At 72.8% G+C, this 18,238-nt stretch carries 17 protein-coding genes and 1 pseudogene; 12 read left to right on the top strand and 6 right to left on the bottom strand.

Annotated elements, in window-relative coordinates; translation table 11 throughout:
• The first annotated feature begins 30 nt into the window (after positions 1-30).
• From aspA to BKI49_RS36125, 4 genes are all read left to right on the top strand, one after another.
• Positions 31-1,443, top strand: coding sequence for an aspartate ammonia-lyase (gene aspA, locus BKI49_RS02150; RefSeq protein ID WP_095932453.1), 1,413 nt, complete (start codon positions 31-33; stop codon positions 1,441-1,443).
• Positions 1,444-1,480: 37 nt separating this feature from the next.
• Positions 1,481-2,413: a glutaminase gene (locus tag BKI49_RS02145; RefSeq protein WP_179332300.1), complete on the top strand. Its 933-nt coding sequence runs from the start codon at positions 1,481-1,483 to the stop codon at positions 2,411-2,413.
• A gap of 229 nt (positions 2,414-2,642) precedes the next feature.
• Positions 2,643-4,037, top strand: a complete 1,395-nt coding sequence (mptB, locus tag BKI49_RS02140) for a polyprenol phosphomannose-dependent alpha 1,6 mannosyltransferase MptB (protein WP_095932452.1) — start codon at positions 2,643-2,645, stop codon at positions 4,035-4,037.
• Positions 4,034-5,419: a glycosyltransferase 87 family protein gene (locus tag BKI49_RS36125; RefSeq protein ID WP_095932451.1), complete on the top strand. Its 1,386-nt coding sequence runs from the start codon at positions 4,034-4,036 to the stop codon at positions 5,417-5,419. Before mptB ends, BKI49_RS36125 begins: the two co-directional genes overlap by 4 nt.
• A gap of 59 nt (positions 5,420-5,478) precedes the next feature.
• On the opposite strand, the pseudogene BKI49_RS02130 reads toward BKI49_RS36125, so the two are convergent.
• A pseudogene (locus tag BKI49_RS02130) lies at positions 5,479-6,333 on the bottom strand (D-alanyl-D-alanine carboxypeptidase family protein); the annotation flags it as partial.
• Between the two features lie 81 nt (positions 6,334-6,414).
• Positions 6,415-7,551 (bottom strand): transcription termination factor Rho, encoded by a 1,137-nt coding sequence (gene rho, locus BKI49_RS02125; protein ID WP_095932449.1) that lies wholly within the window; start codon positions 7,549-7,551, stop codon positions 6,415-6,417.
• A 399-nt stretch (positions 7,552-7,950) separates the two neighbouring features.
• Here rho and BKI49_RS02120 point away from each other — a divergent pair, with 399 nt between their 5' ends.
• Positions 7,951-8,871: a zinc-binding dehydrogenase gene (locus BKI49_RS02120; RefSeq protein WP_095932448.1), complete on the top strand. Its 921-nt coding sequence runs from the start codon at positions 7,951-7,953 to the stop codon at positions 8,869-8,871.
• A 62-nt stretch (positions 8,872-8,933) separates the two neighbouring features.
• On the opposite strand, the gene BKI49_RS02115 is transcribed toward BKI49_RS02120, so the two are convergent.
• Positions 8,934-9,383, bottom strand: a complete 450-nt coding sequence (locus BKI49_RS02115; RefSeq protein ID WP_257004579.1) for a MarR family winged helix-turn-helix transcriptional regulator — start codon at positions 9,381-9,383, stop codon at positions 8,934-8,936.
• A gap of 127 nt (positions 9,384-9,510) precedes the next feature.
• On the opposite strand from BKI49_RS02115, the gene BKI49_RS02110 reads away from it, so the two are divergent.
• The 6 genes from BKI49_RS02110 (at position 9,511) to BKI49_RS02085 (ending at position 14,489) form a co-directional block, all read left to right on the top strand.
• Positions 9,511-10,341: an alpha/beta fold hydrolase gene (locus BKI49_RS02110; RefSeq protein ID WP_095932447.1), complete on the top strand. Its 831-nt coding sequence runs from the start codon at positions 9,511-9,513 to the stop codon at positions 10,339-10,341.
• Positions 10,342-10,417: 76 nt separating this feature from the next.
• Positions 10,418-11,677 (top strand): cytochrome P450 family protein, encoded by a 1,260-nt coding sequence (locus BKI49_RS02105; RefSeq protein ID WP_095932446.1) that lies wholly within the window; start codon positions 10,418-10,420, stop codon positions 11,675-11,677.
• Positions 11,678-11,844: 167 nt separating this feature from the next.
• Positions 11,845-12,582, top strand: coding sequence for a nuclear transport factor 2 family protein (locus BKI49_RS02100; protein WP_095932445.1), 738 nt, complete (start codon positions 11,845-11,847; stop codon positions 12,580-12,582).
• The gene (locus BKI49_RS02095) at positions 12,579-12,920 is read left to right on the top strand and encodes a YciI family protein (protein ID WP_095932444.1); all 342 of its coding nucleotides are present in this window, start codon (positions 12,579-12,581) and stop codon (positions 12,918-12,920) included. Before BKI49_RS02100 ends, BKI49_RS02095 begins: the two co-directional genes overlap by 4 nt.
• Positions 12,917-14,182 carry an RNA polymerase sigma factor gene (locus BKI49_RS02090; protein WP_095932443.1) on the top strand — a complete coding sequence of 422 codons (1,266 nt, stop codon included), beginning with the start codon at positions 12,917-12,919 and terminating at the stop codon, positions 14,180-14,182. Before BKI49_RS02095 ends, BKI49_RS02090 begins: the two co-directional genes overlap by 4 nt.
• Positions 14,183-14,213: 31 nt before the next feature.
• Positions 14,214-14,489, top strand: a complete 276-nt coding sequence (locus tag BKI49_RS02085) for a hypothetical protein (RefSeq protein ID WP_095932442.1) — start codon at positions 14,214-14,216, stop codon at positions 14,487-14,489.
• Positions 14,490-14,508: 19 nt separating this feature from the next.
• Here the strand turns inward: BKI49_RS02085 and BKI49_RS36260 are convergent, their stop codons facing one another.
• The 3 genes from BKI49_RS36260 to BKI49_RS02070 all read right to left on the bottom strand — a co-directional run bounded on the left by BKI49_RS36260 (position 14,509) and on the right by BKI49_RS02070 (position 17,241).
• Positions 14,509-15,264: a hypothetical protein gene (locus BKI49_RS36260; protein ID WP_095932441.1), complete on the bottom strand. Its 756-nt coding sequence runs from the start codon at positions 15,262-15,264 to the stop codon at positions 14,509-14,511.
• Positions 15,261-15,578, bottom strand: a complete 318-nt coding sequence (locus BKI49_RS02075) for a PadR family transcriptional regulator (RefSeq protein ID WP_095932440.1) — start codon at positions 15,576-15,578, stop codon at positions 15,261-15,263. Before BKI49_RS02075 ends, BKI49_RS36260 begins: the two co-directional genes overlap by 4 nt.
• A 70-nt stretch (positions 15,579-15,648) precedes the next feature.
• Entirely contained in the window at positions 15,649-17,241 is a 1,593-nt protein-coding gene (locus BKI49_RS02070; RefSeq protein WP_095932601.1) for an alpha-amylase family glycosyl hydrolase, read from the bottom strand.
• 54 nt (positions 17,242-17,295) lie between these two features.
• Between BKI49_RS02070 and BKI49_RS02065 the strand changes: the two genes are divergently transcribed.
• Positions 17,296-18,039, top strand: a complete 744-nt coding sequence (locus BKI49_RS02065; RefSeq protein ID WP_095932439.1) for a class I SAM-dependent methyltransferase — start codon at positions 17,296-17,298, stop codon at positions 18,037-18,039.
• The last annotated feature ends 199 nt before the right edge of the window (positions 18,040-18,238 follow it).

Raw genomic sequence — 18,238 nt, 5'->3', positions numbered from 1 at the left:
CCGCCCCTCCCGGAAGAGGACCGCACACCCATGACCGGTGCAGCCCACCGCAGCGAACACGACCTGCTCGGAGACCGTGACGTCCCCGCCGACGCGTACTGGGGCATCCACACCCTGCGCGCCACGGAGAACTTCCCCGTCACCGGCACCCCGATCTCCGCCCACCCGCACCTGATCGACGCCCTCGCCGCCGTCAAGGAGGCCGCCGCCCGCGCCAACGAGGAACTCGGGCTGCTGGAACCGCGCAAGGCGGCGGCCGTCGTCGCCGCCTGCCGCGAGATCCGGGACGGCGAGCTGCACGACCAGTTCGTCGTCGACGTCATCCAGGGCGGCGCCGGCACCTCGACCAACATGAACGCCAACGAGGTCGTCGCCAACCGGGCCCTCGAACTGCTCGGACACGCCAAGGGCGAGTACGCGCACCTCCACCCCAACGAGGACGTCAACCTCGGCCAGTCGACCAACGACGTCTACCCGACCGCCGTCAAGATCGCGACCGTGTTCGCGGTGCGCGGGCTGCTCAAGGCGATGGCCGTCCTCCAGGACACCTTCGCGGCCAAGGCCGTCGAGTTCCGCGACGTGCTGAAGATGGGGCGGACCCAGCTCCAGGACGCGGTGCCCATGACGCTGGGCCAGGAGTTCTCGGCGTACGCGGTGATGATCGAGGAGGACCGGGGCCGGCTCGCCGAGGCCGTCGAGCTGATCCACGAGATCAACCTCGGTGCCACCGCCATCGGGACCGGCCTCAACGCCCCCGCCGGATACGCCGAGTCGGCGCGCCGCCATCTCTCGGACATCACCGGACTGCCGCTGGTCACCGCGGCCAACCTGGTCGAGGCGACCCAGGACTGCGGTGCTTTCGTGCAGATGTCGGGCGTCCTCAAGAGGATCGCCGTCAAGCTCTCCAAGAGCTGCAACGATCTGCGCCTGCTGTCGTCCGGGCCGCGGGCCGGCTTCGGCGAGATCAACCTGCCGCCGGTACAGGCGGGTTCGAGCATCATGCCCGGCAAGGTCAACCCGGTGATCCCCGAGGTCGTCAACCAGGTCGCCTTCGAGGTGATCGGCAACGACGTGACCATCACCATGGCCGCGGAGGCCGGACAGCTCCAGCTGAACGCCTTCGAGCCGGTCATCCTGCACGCGCTGTCGCAGAGCATCACCCATCTGCGGGCCGCCTGCCTCACCCTCGCCGAGCGGTGCGTCGCCGGGATCACCGCGAACACCGAGGTGCTGCGCGCGGCGGTGGAGAACTCCATCGGCCTGGTCACGGCGCTCAACCCGTACATCGGGTACACCGCGGCCACCGACATCGCCAAGGAAGCCCTCGCCACCGGACGCGGCGTGGCTGAACTCGTCCTGGAGAAGGGGCTGTTGCCCGCCGAACGACTGGAGGCCCTGCTGCGCCCCGAGGTCGTCGCCGGCAGCGCCGCCCCAGCCGCCTGACCCCGGCAAAGAGCGCCGGGACCGGACCGGAGGCACAATGGCGATCATGAGCTCGCCCCTGACGTTCCAGCCGGTGCTGGAACGGATCGCCGAGGACATCGAGCGGACCCCCGGCCGCGGCCGGCCCGCCGACTACATCCCGGCCCTCGCCGCCTGCGACCCGCGCCGCTTCGGCATGGCCGTCGCGGAGCTCGACGGCACGGTGTACGGCGTGGGGGACTGGCGGCAGCCGTTCTCCACGCAGTCCATCACCAAGGTCTTCACCCTGGCGCTCGACCTGGCCCGGGAGGGCGACGCCCTGTGGGAGCACGTCGGCCGCGAGCCCTCCGGCAACCCGTTCAACTCCCTGGTCCAACTGGAGTACGAGAACGGCATACCGCGCAACCCGTTCATCAACGCGGGCGCCCTCGTCGTCACGGACCGGCTGCAGACCCAGACGGGCGACGCCGCCGCCGCGCTGCTCGACTTCCTGCGCGCGGAGAGCGGCAACGCGGACCTCACCTTCGACCGGGAGGTCGCCTCCTCGGAAGCCGCGCACGGCGACCGCAACGCCGCCCTCGGCCACTTCATGGCGTCCTACGGCAACATCGACAACCCGGTGCCGGTGCTGCTGAAGCAGTACTTCCAGCAGTGCTCGATCGAGGCGTCCTGCGCCGACCTCGCGCTGGCCACCGGCTTCCTCGCCCGGCACGGCATCCGCGCCGACGGCACCCGGCTGCTCACCCGCAGCCAGGCCAAGCAGGTCAACGCGGTGATGCTGACCTGCGGCACGTACGACGCGGCGGGCGACTTCGCCTACCGGGTCGGCCTGCCGGGCAAGAGCGGCGTCGGCGGCGGCATCATCGCGGTGGTGCCGGGCCGGTGCACGCTCTGCGTCTGGAGCCCGGGACTGGACGAGCGGGGCAACTCGGTGGCGGGCGTCGCGGCACTGGACCGCTTCACGACGCTGACGGGGCTCTCGGTGTTCTGAGACGTCCGCCGTCGCGGGAACCACGCGTGGTTACGGCGCGGTGTCCACGTACGGTTTCCGTTGGGGCGTCCGTCCGTGGTTTCCGGTCGGGTGTCCGCGCGTGGCGCCGGGTGAGGCGTCCGCGCGCGGCGTGCGGCGACCACGCGGCGGTCACGCACCGGCCCCCGCCCGGAAGGCGTCACGTCGCTCCCCGGCCACCTCGCGTTGCCACGCTTCCCGAGTGCTGGCCATGGCTTTTCCCGTCGATCTCCGTCGCTGTCAGGCCCTCGGCCTGGCCGGTTCCGCCTTCCTCGCGCTGGGCGGTGAGACGGCCGGGGCACTTCGCGCGCGGGACCTGCTCGCCCCCGAGTCCGCGCGTGCCGTACTGGGTCTGGTCGGCGTCTACTTCGGAGTCGTCCTGCTGATCGCCGCCTGGGTGCTGCTCGGCACCGTCGTACGCGGTCCACGCCCGCCGACTCCCCGCTCCCTGCTGCTGGTGCTGGCGGTGTGGGCGGCACCGTTGCTGCTGGCGCCACCGCTGTTCAGCAGGGACGTGTACAGCTATCTCGCGCAGGGCGCCATGGTCGACGCGCACATCGACGTCTACGCGCACGGGCCCGCCCAGCTCGGTGGCCCGCTCGCCGACGAGGTGGCACCGCTGTGGCAGCAGACCACCACCCCGTACGGCCCGGTCTTCCTCGCGGTCGCCTCCGCCCTGTCCGGGCTGACCCGCGGTGAGGTGCCGGCAGGGCTGCTCGGCATGCGGCTGGTCGCCCTGCTCGGCGTGGCCCTGATGGCGGCGGCGCTGCCCCGCCTCGCCCGGCACAGCGGCGCCGACCCGGCCGCGGCTCTGTGGCTGGGGGCGCTCAACCCGCTCGTCCTGCTCCACCTGGTGGCCGGTGCGCACAACGACGCCATCATGCTGGGCCTGCTCGGCATGGGGCTGGTCGCCGCGCGCGGCCGGTGGCACGTCCTCGGCGTCGTCCTGGTCACCCTGGCGGCGCTGGTGAAGGCGCCCGCCGCACTCGGCCTGCTGGCCGTCGTCGCACTGCGCGGACGGCGGGGTGTGGCGCGGTCGGCGTTGACCACGGCCGCCGTCGCCCTGGCCACGACGGTCGCGGCGACCGCGGTGGCCGGTACGGGCTACGGCTGGATAGCGGCGCTGAAGACCCCCGTCTCCCCGCACAACTGGGCGCTCACCAGCGTCCTCGGCCGCGCCACCGGTGCTGTGCTGCGGCAGCTGGGCAGCGGACTCGCCCCGCTCGCGCTGCCCGTCTGGCACGCGGCCGGCCTCGCGGTGACCGTGCTGGTGGTGCTGTTCATATGGCTGAGGCTGCGCCCCGGCCCGGTCTACGCGCTGGGGCTGAGCCTGGCGGCGGTGGCCGTGTTCGGGCCGGCCGTCCGGCCCTGGTACGCGCTGTGGGGCCTGTTCCTCATCTCCGCGGCGGCGCCGGACGGTTCGGTGCGCACGCGGGTCGCGGCCGCCAGCGCGGTGCTGGCGCTGGCGGTGCTGCCGAGCGGGGGCCCGCCCGACACCGCCCAGGTCGTCCTGGCCTTCTCCGGCGGCGCACTCGCCCTGGTGGTGCTCTGGCAGGCACACCAGGCGACACAGGTACGGACACCGGTACTGGAGCGGACGGCATGAGAGCACCGGCCACCGACCGCGGGCGGCTGCTGTGCCTGCTCGCACTCGCCGTCGCCGTCGGCGTGTTCACCGCCACGGTGCCGCTCCTGCGCGGCTGGTTCGACCTGCGCGTCTACTACGGGACGGTCGACACCTGGGTCCACCACGGCGGCCGGATCTACGACTACCGGGTGCCGGGGACGGCGTACGGCTTCACGTACCCGCCGTTCGCCGCGGTCGGCATGCTGCCGATGGCGCTGGTGGGGCTGCCCACCGCGATCGTCGTGGGCTTCGCCCTCAACCTGGCGGCGCTGGCCTTCGTGGTGTGGGTGCTGGTCGGGCCCGCGCTGCGCCGCTACGGCTGGTTCGGCTTCGCGGTGGCGGGCTGCCTGCTGGCCCTGTTCGAACCGGTCCGCGACACGTTCAGCTTCGGCCAGGTCAATCTCCTGCTCCTCGCCCTCGTCCTGAACGACGCCTGGCTGCTGTCCACCGGCCGGGGCCGCCGGGCGGGCGTCGGCATCGGTCTGGCCGCGGCGGTCAAGCTCACTCCTGCACTCTTCATCGGCCTGCTGCTGCTCGCCCGCCGCCCGCGCGCCGCCGGGGTGGCCACGGCGGTCGCCGCGGCGGCCACCGCCCTGGCGGCCTGGATCGCACCGGACGCCTCGCGCTTCTACTGGACCGACGCGCTGTGGGACACGGACCGCATCGGCCGTCTCGGCTATGTCTCCAACCAGTCGTTGCAGGGCGTCCTGGCCCGCCTGGTCGCGCCGGACGAGCCGAGCAGGGCCCTCTGGGCGACACTCGCCCTGCTGGTGATGTGCGTGTGGGTGTGGCGGACCACCCGCGCCCTGGCCGAGAGCGATTGGACGGCCGCGTTCGCTCTCACCGGGCTCACCGCGTGCCTCGTCAGCCCGATCACCTGGGTGCACCATCTCGTCTGGCTGCTCCCGTCCTTCGCCGTACTCCTGCACCGGCGCCGCCTGCGCGTCGCGGGTGCGCTCTACGCGGTGCTGTGCAGCAGCGTGGTGTGGCTGTGGTTCGACGACGCCTCGGGTCTCGACGGGTTCCTCGGCAGCAACACGTACACGTGGATCACCCTCGGGCTGCTGCTGTGGCTGCCCGTCGGTCAGCCGCGGGCCGAACGTGCGGCCTTGAGCCGCAGGGCCAGGGCCACGCCCCCGGCGCCGATCCCGGCCGCCCCGGCGATCCCGGCGGCGTCCGGCCAGCTCGTTCCGTCGTCCTGCGGCGACGCCGGAGCGGCCGGCCGTGCGGAGGGTCCCGCCGCGGGCACACCCCGCGTGTCGAGCAGCGAACCCACCGGGTCGACGTGCCCGGACGCCTTGAACCCCCAGTCGAGCAGCGAGCGCGCCTCCTCGTACACGGCGAACCCGTCGCCCTCCTGAGGGTTCATCACGGTGACGATGAGGGTGCGATCGCCGTGCCGCGCGGCGGCGATGAGGGTGTTGCCCGCGTTGGAGGTGTAGCCGTTCTTGATGCCGATCAGGCCCGGGTACGGGTCGACCCCGTCGGCGCCGGTCAGCAGGCGGTTGGTGTTCTCGATCCGGTACGGGTAGCCGTCCCCGGGGAACATGGCCTGCGCGGTGGAGCAGTACCGCGCGAAGTCCGCGTTGCGCAGTCCGGCCCGTCCGAAGACCGCGAGGTCGTAGGCGGAGGAGACCTGGCCCGGCGCGTCGTACCCGTCGGGCGAGACGACACGGGTGTCGAGCGCGCCGAGGGCCTTGGCCTTGGCCTGCATCCGGGCCGCCGTCGCCCGCCATCCACCGGTCATCGAGGCCAGCACGTGCACGGCGTCGTTCCCGGAGTTGAGGAAGACGCCGCGCCACAGGTCGGCCACCTTGTACGTGTGGCCGGCGTCGACACCCACCAGGCTGCTGCCCTCGCCGACGTCCGCCAGCTCCGCTTCCTTGACGGTGTGCCGGATGCCGCTGGGCAGCGCCGGCATGACGGTGAGGGCGAACAGCGTCTTCAGGGTGCTGGCGGGCGGCAGCCTGCGGTGGGCGTTGTGCGCGGCGAGGACGTCGCCGGTGCGGGCGTCGGCCACCAGCCACGACAGCGCGGAGACGTCCTCGGGGACCTCGGGCGCACCTGCCTGTGGCCGTACGTGCGTCCCGGACCGGTACAGGGGCGGTGGCGACGCCGTCGGCCGTGCCGCGCCCGGGTCCGTGCCGATCCGGGCCTCGGCCGGACTCGGCGCGAGGGCCAGTGCTCCGACCACGCAGACGACGGAGCAGGAGACGGCGGCGCGGCAGGCGGCGGCCCGCGAGGCGGCGAGTCGGGATGAGAATCCGATGGTCATACTGATCAACGTAGGAACCGAGCGGCCCTGGACCCGGACGCCAGGCCCGAACGGCGGCAGCGAGTACCCGGATGGCACACGTCAGGCGGGCAGTGTGGGCTGGACCCGCCGCAGGAAGGCCGCGTTGTCCGGGGTGGCGCGCAGCCGCTCCAGGAGGGTTTCGAGCCCGGCCTGGCCGTCGCGTGTGGCCAGGGCACGACGCAGGCCGCGTACGGCCGCCAATTCGGCGGCGGGGACGAGGAGTTCCTCGCGGCGGGTGCCGGACGGGGTGATGTCGACGGCCGGGAAGACACGCCGGGACGCCAGGTCGCGGTCGAGGCGGAGTTCCATGTTGCCGGTGCTCTTGAGCTCCTCGAAGAAGTAGCCGTCGGCGCGCGAGCCGGTGTCCACCAGGGCGGTGGCGAGGACGGTGAGCGAGCCGCCCTCCTCGGCGAGGCGTGCCGCGCCGAAGAACCGCTTGGGGCCGAGCACGGCGGCCGCGTCGACGCCGCCGCTGAGGGTGCGGCCGCCGGAGGCGGCGGCGTTGTTGTGCGCCCGGCACAGCCGGGTGAGGGAGTCCATCAGGACGACGACGTCCTCGCCCTGCTCGACCAGCCGCTTGGCGCGTTCCATCACGAGTTCGGCGAGCGCGATGTGCTGCTTGGGGGTCTTGTCGAAGGTGGAGGCGTAGACCTCGCCGCGGACCGAGCGCCGCATGTCGGTCACTTCCTCGGGGCGTTCGTCGAGCAGCAGCACCATCAGCCGGCATTCGGGATGGTTGCCTGCGATCGCGGCGGCGATCTGCTGGAGCAGCACGGTCTTGCCGGTCTTGGGCGGCGCGACGATCAGGCCGCGCTGGCCCTTGCCGACCGGTGCGACGAGGTCCATGACGCGTCCGGCCAGGCCGCTCGCCGGGTGTTCCAGACGGAGCCGGTCGCGCGGGTGCAGCGGGGTGAGGTCGCGGAAGTGGGGGCGGCGGCGCAGCTCCTGGGGCGTACGGCCGTTGACGCGCTCGACCTCGGTGAGCGCGCGGGCCGCGCCGCGTACGCCTTCGATCGTGTCACCCCTGCGCAGGCCGTGACGGCTGATCAGGGCGGGGGAGACCTGGAGGTCGGCGTTCGAGGGCAGGCAGTCCCTGGCGCGCAGGTGCCCCTTCCCGCTGCCGTCGATGTCGAGGACACCGGTGACGGCCTGCGGCCGGGGCTGCTGCACAGGGGGGCGTTCGAGTGTGGTGGTCATGAGAGGTCCTTTCACGGACGAGGTGCACGGGACATGCGGGAAGGGGTGAGAGGCCGCGGAGGAAGGCCGAGGGCCGGTGACGGCGCGCCTCGGCGCGGCGGGAACATCACCTCGCGGGCCGCGGCACGGAACAGTCCGTGACCGCTGTCAGGAGGTGGTGCCGAGAAGCTGATCGGCCGGTCGTTCGTCGACGGGCGCGACAGCGGAGAAGAAGAAACTGACACCGGCGATCCGAAGGGGATCGCACATGGGTGCTGTTTCGGAGAGTACCACGCCTTGCGCGGGTGCGGTCGGGACGCGGTGCGCGGGGCCGGTACGGGCGGGCTTCGGCGGGAAGAACGCCGGAGCGGCGGGAGTTGGTGTACGGCGAGTCGTCGACAGCGGGAGAAGGTACCTCTCATGCGCGCACTGATCGTTGACCCCGCGGCACCCGCCAGGCTGCGCCTGGGCGAGGCCCCGGACCCCGTGCCCGGTCCCGCACAGGTGCTCGTGGAGGTCCGGCACACCTCCCTGAACGCCGCCGAACTGTTCTTCGCGGAGCGGGCCGATCCGGGCGAGGTCATCGGCTTCGACGCGGCCGGGATCGTGGTGGCGGCCGCCGCGGACGGAAGCGGACCCTCCGTCGGCAGCCGGGTGGTGGGCTTCGCCGAGGGCGGCGGCTTCGGCGCCCTGCGGGCCATGGACGCCGTGGACGTGGCCGAGGTACCCGAGGGCGTCGACCTGGGAGAGGCGGCCACCTTGCCGGTGGCCGCGGGCACGGCCCTGCGGGCGCTGGAGCAGGCGGGGCCGTTGCTCGGCCGCAGGGTCCTGGTGACGGGCGCGTCCGGAGGTGTGGGCGGGTTCGCGGTGCAGCTCGCGGCCCTCGCCGGCGCGTACGTCATCGCGGTCGCCGGTTCGCAGGCGAGCGCCGAGGGGCCGGCCGCACTCGGCGCGCACGAGGTAGTGATCGGCCTCGGGGGTGTCAAGGAGTCGGTCGACGTCGTGATCGACACGGTCGGCGGAGACCAACTGGTCGCGGCCTACGCACTGCTGGCGCCGGGCGGCACGCTCCAGAGCGTCGGCTGGGCCTCCGGCCGCGAGGCGTCCCTGCCCGTCGGTTCGACCTTGGGCAGCCCGGTCCCCAAGACCGTCGTCTCGGTGTACAACGGGGCGGGCCTGACGGACCGTCGGGCGCAGCTGACCAGGCTCCTCGGGCTCGTGGAGGCGGGCAGGCTGCGGGTGCCCGTCGGCTGGCGCGGGCCGTGGGACCGGATCGCGGAGGCGGTGGACGCGCTGGGCAACCGGCGGCTGCGGGGCAAGGCGGTGCTGGACGTCGGTTGAGCCGGTGGCCTGCGGCGCGGGCGGTGAGCCGGTGGCCTGCGGGCACGGGCCGGGGCGCCGTCTCAGCGCAGGCGGCCGAGCACCTTGGGCGAGAGGCGTTCCGCCAGTTGTTCCAGGAGAGCGACCGTCTCCGCGACGGCCGTGGGGTCGTCGGTGCCGAGCGCGGCGCCGAGCGCCTCGTCGACCGGGGCCGCCGCGACCTCGGCCCGGCGGCCGGTGATCTCCGGGTTCTGCCGCAGCAGTGAGCGTCGGCGGTCGGCGGGGTCGGTCGTCGTGAGCACCGATCCCGCCTCCCTGAGCCGCGCGACGCAGGCGGACACGGCGCTCTGGGGCAGCCCCGTGCGCGCGGCGACCTCGCCGACCGTCGTGTCCGGGTGTGCGTACACGTCGAGCATCACGATCAGCATGGACCGGGTGCTCGTGGACCGTCGGCCGACCCCCTCGGTGGGGATGGCCTCCTCGCCGATCTTCATCAAGGTCCGGCCCAGGAGGAAGAGTTCCGCTCCGTTCATGACCGTCAGGTTACATCAAGAGTGATGCATCAAAATAGATTCATCACTCTTGATGCATCAGAAATGATGGATTAGCTTGGTGGAGCGCCACGGAACGGTGACGCACCCACCCCGACAGGAGCCCGCCATGAACGCCACGTCCGGAAAGCTTCAGGTCCCCGGTGCCACGCTCCACTACCAAGTGCGCGGCCAGGGGCCGCTGTTGCTCGTCTCGCAGAGCGGCGAGGGCGATGCCGACCGCAGCGAGGCCATGGTCGGCCACCTCACCGACACCTACACCGTCGTGACCTACGACCGCCGGGGGCTGTCCCGCAGTGTCATCGACGATCCGGCCCGCGGAGCCACGCTCGACGAGCACGTCGACGACGTGAACCGGCTGCTGGCCGAACTCACCGACGAGCCCGCGCGCATGCTCGGCTGCAGCATGGGCGCCGTGATCGGACTGCGCCTCGCGCAGCGCCATCCCGGCCGACTCGGCGTTCTCGTCGCCCACGAGCCGGCCATACCGGGCCTGCTGCCCGAGGACGAACGCCTGCGCGCGCAGCGGGAACTGGACGACATGTGCACCGTCTTCCGCCGGGACGGCTGGATCGCCGGAGTACGCAGGATCGGCGAGATCCTCGGCATCGACCCCGCCCGGCAGGAGACCGAACCGGGCGTCAGGACCGCCCCGTTGGACGCCTCCCGCGAGCCGAACTTCACCTTCTTCGTCGCGCACGACGCGCCCACGATGACCCGGGCCGAGCTCCACCCGCACGAGATCCGCGCGCTCGCGGCCGGCCCGGTCCGCATCGTGCCCGCCGCCGGACACACCACCCCGCGGGCCGTGTTCGACTACCGGTGCGCGGAAGAACTGGCGGCCGGGCTCGGCGCGGAGCTCGTCCACTTCCCGGGCGGCCACAACGGCAACCTCACCCATCCCCAGGGCTTCGCGGAGCGGCTGCGCGCACTGCTGTGAGCAGGCAGAATCGAGGACCGTGCCGCCCCGGCGGCGCCGAACGGCCTCCAACTCGACGTCCCACAAGGAGAATCCGGTGGACACCTCGTCCGGCACGCCCCATCGCCTGGATCCCGCGGGCGGTTGCCCGCACGCCGACAACGCGCGGCTCCTCGCGCGCGGCGGCGTCGCGCCGGTCGTGCTGCCCGGAGACGTGGAGGGCATGGCGGTGCTCGGGCACGACGCGCTCAAGGAGTTCCTCGCGCACCCCGACGTCGCCAAGGGAGCCCGGCACTTCACGGCACTGCGCGAGGGCCGCATCACCCCCGGGTGGCCGCTGATGACCTTCGCCACCGTGCGGGGGATGACGACGGCCGACGGCGACGACCACCGGCGGCTGCGGTCACTGGTCAGCAAGGCCTTCACCGCCCGCCGTGTGGAGCGCATGCGCCCCTGGATCGAGGAGCTGACGGAAGGACTGCTCGACGACCTGGAGCGCGCGGCCCGAGACCGTGGGGGAGTCGCGGATCTGCGCCGGCACTTCGCGCTGCCGCTGCCGATGGGAGTCATCGGCGAACTGCTCGGTGTCGACGCCGAGTACCGGGACCGGCTGCACCATCTCTCCAACCAGGTGGTCGCCACCGACATCGCACCCGAGCAGGCCCTGGCCGCGAACCGGGAACTGGTCGGCGTACTGGCGTCGGTGGCCGAGGCGCGCGCCCAGCGGCCGGGCGACGACCTCACCAGCGCACTCATCGCCGCCCGGGACGAGGAGGGGGACCGGCTGGGTCACGAGGAACTCATCGGCACCCTGGTCCTGATGATCATCGCCGGGCACGAGACCACACTGAACCTCATCACCAACGCCGTACGGGCGTTGTGCGGACACCGCGACCAACTGAACTTGGTGGCACGCGGCGAGGCGGGCTGGGCCGACGTCGTCGAGGAGACCCTCCGCTGGGACGCCCCGGTCAGCTACTTCCCCTTCCGGTACGCCGTGCGGGACATGACGCTCGACGGCACCGTGATCCCCGCGGGCACCCCGGTCCTCGCCGGATACTCGGCCGCCGGGCGCGACCGCGACGCGCACGGACCGGACGCCGACCGGTTCGACGTCACCCGTCCCGGACGCGCGGACGCCGCCCGGCACCTCTCCCTCGGGTACGGCACCCACTACTGCCTCGGCGCCCCGCTCGCACGTATGGAGGCGACCATCGCCCTGGAGCGGCTGTTCGCCCGCTTCCCCGGCCTCGACCTCGCCGTCCGAGAGGACGAACTCTCCCGCCACGCGAGCTTCGTGGGCAACAGTGTGCGAGAGCTGCCGGTGCGGCTCGAACCACCCTCCACCACGGCGTGACCGCCGAGCACGGTGTGCACACCCGGACCGCCGAAGCGGCCCGGGCGAGAGGACCGGCACGGGGCCCGCGACACAAGGTCGGCAAAATTCTCGCGCGGACGTTGTCGATGCGACGCGTTCCCGTTCGTCGGTGGGATGCAAGAAGCTCACGAACACCGGGAGGAACCATGAAGTACATGCTGCTGGTCTGCGGCGACGACACCGCCGACGCCTCCGACATGGCACCCGTCGAACCCTGGGTGGAGGAACTGGGCGTCGAGCGCGGCGTGCGCCGGCACGGCCACCGGCTGAGCCAGCCGGCGGAAGCCGTCACCGTACGCGTCCGCGACGGCGAAGTCCTGCGCACCGACGGCCCGTTCGCCGAGACCAAGGAGTACGTCGCCGGATACGACATCCTCGAATGCGACACCATGGAGCAGGCGGTCCAGGCCGCCGCCAGGCACCCCGTGGCCACGATCGGCGCCATGGAGGTGCGCGCGTTCTGGGAGGACGAGGACCCCGAGGGCGAGATCCGGCGGCTCGACGCGGAACTCACCGCCGCCGCGCGCGAGCGGGACTTCGACCGGGCCATGGCCTGCTACGCGCCGGACGTCGAGGTCTTCCACCCCGTGACCGGTCTGGAACAGCACGGGATCGAGGCTCTGCGCAAGGCCGAGGAACTCTGGTTCTCGACGCTGGCCGGACCGGTGGAGCGCGAGGTCCTCGACTTCCGGGTACGGGTCGACGAGAGCATCGCCTTCAGCCACGCCCTCGTGCGGATGCGCGCCGAACTGGTCACCGGCGACACGCTGGACACCACCGCCCGCGTCACCACCGGCTACCGCGCGGCCGGCGACCGCTGGCAGATCGTCCACCAGCACACCTCGGTCCCGTTCGACTCCCCGGTCACGCAGGACCGGCCGTGAAGTACGTACTGTTCGCCTGCACGCCGGTCGACGGCGAGGCGCAGGGCCCCGCCGAGGCCGCCCGCGACCCCCGCTTCACCGCCTACGCCGACGAGATGCGCGGGCACGGCGTCCCACGCAGCGGCGCGCGCCTGCGACCGCCCGCCGACGCCACCACCGTCCGCGTCCGGGGCGACGAAGTGCTGCTCGACGACGGGCCGTTCACCCGGTCCGAGCAGTACGTCGCGGGCTTCGACATCGTCGAGGCCGCCGACCTCGACGAGGCGATCGCGCTCGCCTCCCGGCACCCGGCCGCGCTGGACGGCGGCTCGGTCGAAGTGCGGCCGGTCTGGGAGTGAGCACGAACCCGCGGGCGCGAGACGTCGAAACGGCGGTCGCGGACGCCTTCCGCGAGGAGTGGGGCCAGGTCGTCGCCACCCTGATCCGGGTGACCGGCGACTGGGACCTCGCCGAGGAATGCGCCCAGGACGCCTTCGCCCAGGCCCTCGACCGGTGGCGGCGCGACGGCGTGCCGCGCCGCCCCGGCGCCTGGCTGACCACGACCGCACGCCACCGCGCCCTGGACGTGCTGCGCCGGGAGGCGACCGGGGCACGGAAGCTGCGGGAGGTGGCCGTGCTGGCACGCGACGACGGGCCCCACGACCCGGAGTTCGAGGACGGGAGCGAAGTCGGCGACGACCGGCTGCGGCTGATCTTCACCTGCTGCCACCCGGCGCTGCCCATCGAAGCCCGGGTGGCGCTGACCCTGCGCACCCTCGCGGGTCTGACCACGCCCGAGATCGCCCGCGCCTTCCTCGTGCCCGAGGCGACGATGGCGCAGCGGCTGGTCCGCGCCAAACGGAAGATCCGCAACGCGGGCATCCCCTACCGCGTACCGCCCGCGCACCTCCTGCCCGAACGCATCACCGGCGTCCTCGGCGTGCTCTACCTCCTCTTCAACGAGGGCTACGTCGCCGGCGCAGGCGACGATCTGGTGCGCAGGGATCTCTGCGCGGAGGCGATCCGGCTGGCCCGCGTACTGGCCCGGCTGATGCCCGACGAACCCGAAGTGCTCGGCCTGCTCGCGCTGTTGCTGCTGCACGACGCGCGGCGGGACACACGCGTCGACGCGGCGGGCGACCTGGTGACGCTGGAGGACCAGGACCGGTCGGCCTGGGACCGGGCGGCGGCCGACGAGGGCGCGGCCCTGCTGGAGTCCGCGCTGCGCCGCGGGCGTCCGGGTGCCTACCAGATCCAGGCCGCCGTCGCCGCCTGCCACACCACGGCGGCCACCGCCGAGGACACGGACTGGGCCGACATCGCGGCGCTCTACGGCGAGCTGCGGCGGTTCGTGCCGTCCGCCGTGGTCCGGCTCAACCGTGCGGTGGCCGTGGGCATGGCCGAGGGCCCCGAAGCTGGGCTCGCCCTGGTGGCCGAACTGGAGGAGCAAGGAGAGCTTGCGGACTACCACCTGCTGCCCGCCACCAGGGCGGACCTGCTGCGTCGTGCGGGCCGCCGCGCCGAGGCCGCGGACGCCTACGCCAAGGCGCTGGAACTGGTGGAGAACGACGCCGAGCGGCGCTTCTTGACGAAGCGGCTCGCGGAGTGTCGATCGGCGTAGGCGCCGTTCGTCGGTGGGGTGACAGCACTCGATGACGACGACGGAGGACCCGATGACCACCGCGGCGACCACCACCACTACCACTCCGGCCGGCTTCGTGTCCGCCACCGACGGCGCGGCCGCCGACCCGTCCGCCCTCACCGCGACGGCGCCCCCGCCCCACTTCCTCGGAGCCCTGGCCGGGCGGCTGCTCCCCGCCCGCCGCACTCACCCGGGGACGCCCGCCCCCTTCCTGCGGGGGGACTCCGCCGGACCGGGACAGGACGGCCCCGACGTCTGGCTCGCGTTCCTGCGGCTGCGCGCCTGACGGGTCCCGCCAGCCGTCCTCAGTCCGGGGGCGCGTCGTCCCGCGGCGCCGCGGCGAGCTCGATGCCGCGGACACGGCGCAACCAGCGCACCAGGACGTAGAGGGCGCCGCCCACGATCGCGCAGGGCTCCCACACGTCCGTGACGAGGGCCGGAAGGCCCCCGTGGCCGACGATCCAGACCGCCTGGGCACCCACCACGGCGGCGATGAAGCCGTTCGTGCGGGACTCCACGGCGAGCGTCCAGTCGACCGGAACCCACAGGGGAGCGGCGAGGTCCCGGACGCGTAGCCGGACGGCCGCCCACAGGAAGCCGAGGGCGTAGCGCATCCTGGTGCGCGGGGACAGCACGATCCCGTGCTCGGGATCCCCGGCCAGGACGGCCGCCCACTCCTCGCGCAGATGGGTGCGGCGCCGCCCGGCAACGAACGAGGCGATCCCCAGGGTGCCGTTGCCCCTGCGGCTCTGCCGCTGCCGGGCGGCGGACGGGGTCCCGGTGCCCGGCTCCTGGGCGGCCTCACTGCCCGCGCGTAGAGCCGTGACCAGGAGGGCGACCGCGGCGATCAGGATGGATGCCGCGGTGACGGCTCCGAAGATCCAGCCGTTGGTGATCAAGAAAGCGGAGAACGTGGAGCCGGGGCTCACCGTCTTCACGGCGTAGCCGATCAGCAGAAAGAGGACGGCCGCCGTCCCGGCCAGTACGGGCGCAAGGACCGCCACGATCGCGACGGGGCCGGCGCCGAAGGGGATCTCGTCGCCCCGCCGGTCCGTACTCACGCCGCACCCCCGTCGCCGGCCGGGCGCAGCCCGAAGAGCCGTGGCTTGCGCTCCCGGGCCTCGCGGGTGGCGAGCCGGCCCGCGGCGGTCAGTTCGTAGTAGTAGCGCTTCGGGCGGCCGGGGTGCTCGCCGGTCTCGGCCCGGCGGACCGCCCATCCGGCGTCGACGAGCCGTTCGAGAATGGGATACACGGTGCCGGAGCCGAGATCGGCCTCCTCGCAGATCCGCAGCCCCCACGCCGGGTCGTCCGGCGTGGCGGCCAGCAGCACCTTGAGGACCTCAAGTGTCGGTCGTGTCAGGCGAATTGATGCCATATCAAGAGTGAAGCAGGCCTCACGGCGTATGTCGAGAACGACAGTCGCACCGCTCTCCGCCGGGATCCCGCTAACCGTTCAGGCGGTAGACGCCGTACCCGAATCCCTGCGCGTCGATCGTGCCGTCGTCGGTGATGCGGACGCCGGAGGATTCCAGGGGTTCGGCGCCACGCACGCGGGCGGAGGTGCAACCGGCCGCGCCCTGCTGCGGGTTGATGACGACGAGATGGCGGTCCCCGCGGACGTACACGAAGGGATAGCCCGGGTGGAGGACTTCCACCGGACTCCGGGCTCCGAGGTCCGGTGTGCCGGCGCGGAGGGCCACGAGGCGGCGCACCAGGTGGAGGAGCGAGGTCTCGTCGGCGAGTTGGGCGGCGACCGTGGGGCGGGCGGGGGAGGGGTCCATCGGGAGGTAGAGGGCGTCGGCGGGGGCGGACGAGAAGCCGGCGTTCGGGCCGTCGTCCCACTGCATCGGGGTACGCGAACCCGCGCGGTTGTAACGGGGGCCCAGCACGCTGCCCTCCTTGTCGGGCAGCCCCGGGATGTAGCGCATGCCGATCTCGTCGCCGTAGTAGATCGCCGGCAGGGTCGGCCAGGTGAGCTGGAAGGCGAAGGCCGCGGGAAGCTGATCGGCCGTGCGGGGGCCGCAGTTGAGGCGGGAGAAGTCGTGGTTGGCGGTGGGCAGGGAGATGAACCCGCTGTCGCCGAGGGCGGTGACCGCCCGGTGCCAGGCCTCCACGAACGGGCGGGGCGAGCCCTTGCCGCTCGGGTCGAAGAAGCAGTCGAGCGGGTCCCAGGCCTCGTTGACCGTGCCCTCGGAGTTGCTCCACAGCGACCGCAGCGCCAGGCCGTCGGTGGGCCCGCCGAACTGGAGGAAGAAGTCGGTGTGGAAGCCCGCGGGCACCGACACCTCCGGCTCGCCCCACTCGGACAGCAGCGCCGCGTCCGGGTGCGCGCCGTCCAGCCAGTGCCGCAGCTCCGTCCAGATCCGGGCCGTCTCGGTCCTGCCGGGATCGTCCTTCACGAGTGAGGCGGCCATGTCGACCCGGAAGCCCGACACGCCGAGCCCCAGCCAGTGGTCCATGATCCCGCGCAGGGCCGCGCGGTTGGCGCGGGGACCGTCGGCGTCCACCGGGCTGCGCCAGGGTTCTGCCGGATCGGCGCGCGCGTAGCCGAAGTTGAGGGCGGGCTGGCAGGCGAAGAAGTTCGGCAGATAGGCGCCCGGCCGGGTCCCGGGAGAGGCGACGAAGCCGTCGGGGAGCCCGTCGGGTGTCCAGATGTACCGGTCGTCGGCCGGATCGTCCGCGGCTGCCTCGAACCACGGGTGCTCGTCGGAGGTGTGGCCCGCGACGAGGTCCAGCAGGACCCGGATGCCGAGGCGGCGCGCCTCGTCGACCAGCGCGGCGAGGTCGTCGTTCGAGCCGTAACGAGGGGCGGTGTTCAGGTAGTCGGAGACGTCGTATCCGGCGTCCCGGAACGGGGAGGAGAAGCAGGGGTTGAGCCACACGGTGTTCACGCCCAGCCACGCGAGGTGGTCGAGGCGCTCGGCGACACCGCCGAAGTCGCCGATGCCGTCGCCGTTCGAGTCGGCGAACGACTGCGGGTAGATCTGGTAGAAGACGGCGTCGGCCAGCCATGCGGGGGCAGGACGGAACGAAGTCATGCCGGCGACCATAGATCAGCCCGCACGGCGCGCGCTGCCCCTAAGCTGAAGGCGATGTTCACCCCGCAAGGTCCCAGCCTCCGCGAACTCGCCGTCCAGGCCCTGTCCTCCGTCGAGCACGGCTACGACCTGCTCGCGCCCAAGTTCGACCACACGCCGTTCCGGACGCCGGACTCGATTCTCGACGCGGTCGGGCAGGCGCTGCGGCCCCTGGGGCCGTTCCGGGCGGGCCTGGACCTGTGCTGCGGAACCGGCGCGGGCATGGACGTCCTGCGGGGGCTGTGCCGGGACTCGGTCACCGGGATCGACATCAGCGCGGGGATGCTGACCGTCGGACGCGCGGGGCACCGGGCCGGCACGGAGCCGTCCATGGCCTGGGTGCGGGGCGATGCTCGCGCGCTGCCCTTCGGTCCCGCGTTCGACCTGGTCGTCAGCTTCGGGGCGTTCGGGCACTTCCTGCCGCGGGAGCTTCCGGGGCTGTTCGCCGGGGTGCACGCGGTCCTGCGGCCTGGCGGGCGGTTCGCGTTCCCCGTCATGGCTCCGCCCCGCCCGAGCTCGCCCTGGTTCTGGGCCCTGCTGGGCTTCGACGCGGTGATGCGGGTGCGCAACGCCGTGTGGCGTCCGCCGTTCGTCATGTACTACCGGTCCTTCCGCCTGGGTGAGGTGCGGCGGGAGCTGGTTTCGGCCGGTTTCGACGTGGAGCTTCACGCGCTGCCCGAGTTCGGCACACGGCCCGACGGCAGCCCGCGGTGCCGCATGGTCGTGGCGACCCGGACCCCGGACGCGGCCTCCCGCTGAACCCTCAGGCCCGCCTGTCGTGGCCGAAGCATGTCCTTGGGTGCGTTTGTTTTCCAAACTTGCCGGGCTATAGTAAGTCTGTTTTTCAAACTAACTATCTCATGCCCGTCCTCAGGACCGACTGTGCGAGGAAACGCGATGAAGATCCCCCTGTCCGTCGGCGCACCCGCGCCGGACAACGCCGTTGCCGGCATCGACC

It is taken from the genome of Streptomyces sp. Tue6028, from assembly GCF_002300165.1.
Classification (GTDB): domain Bacteria; phylum Actinomycetota; class Actinomycetes; order Streptomycetales; family Streptomycetaceae; genus Streptomyces; species Streptomyces siamensis.
This window is presented reverse-complemented; position numbering and strand designations above follow the sequence as displayed.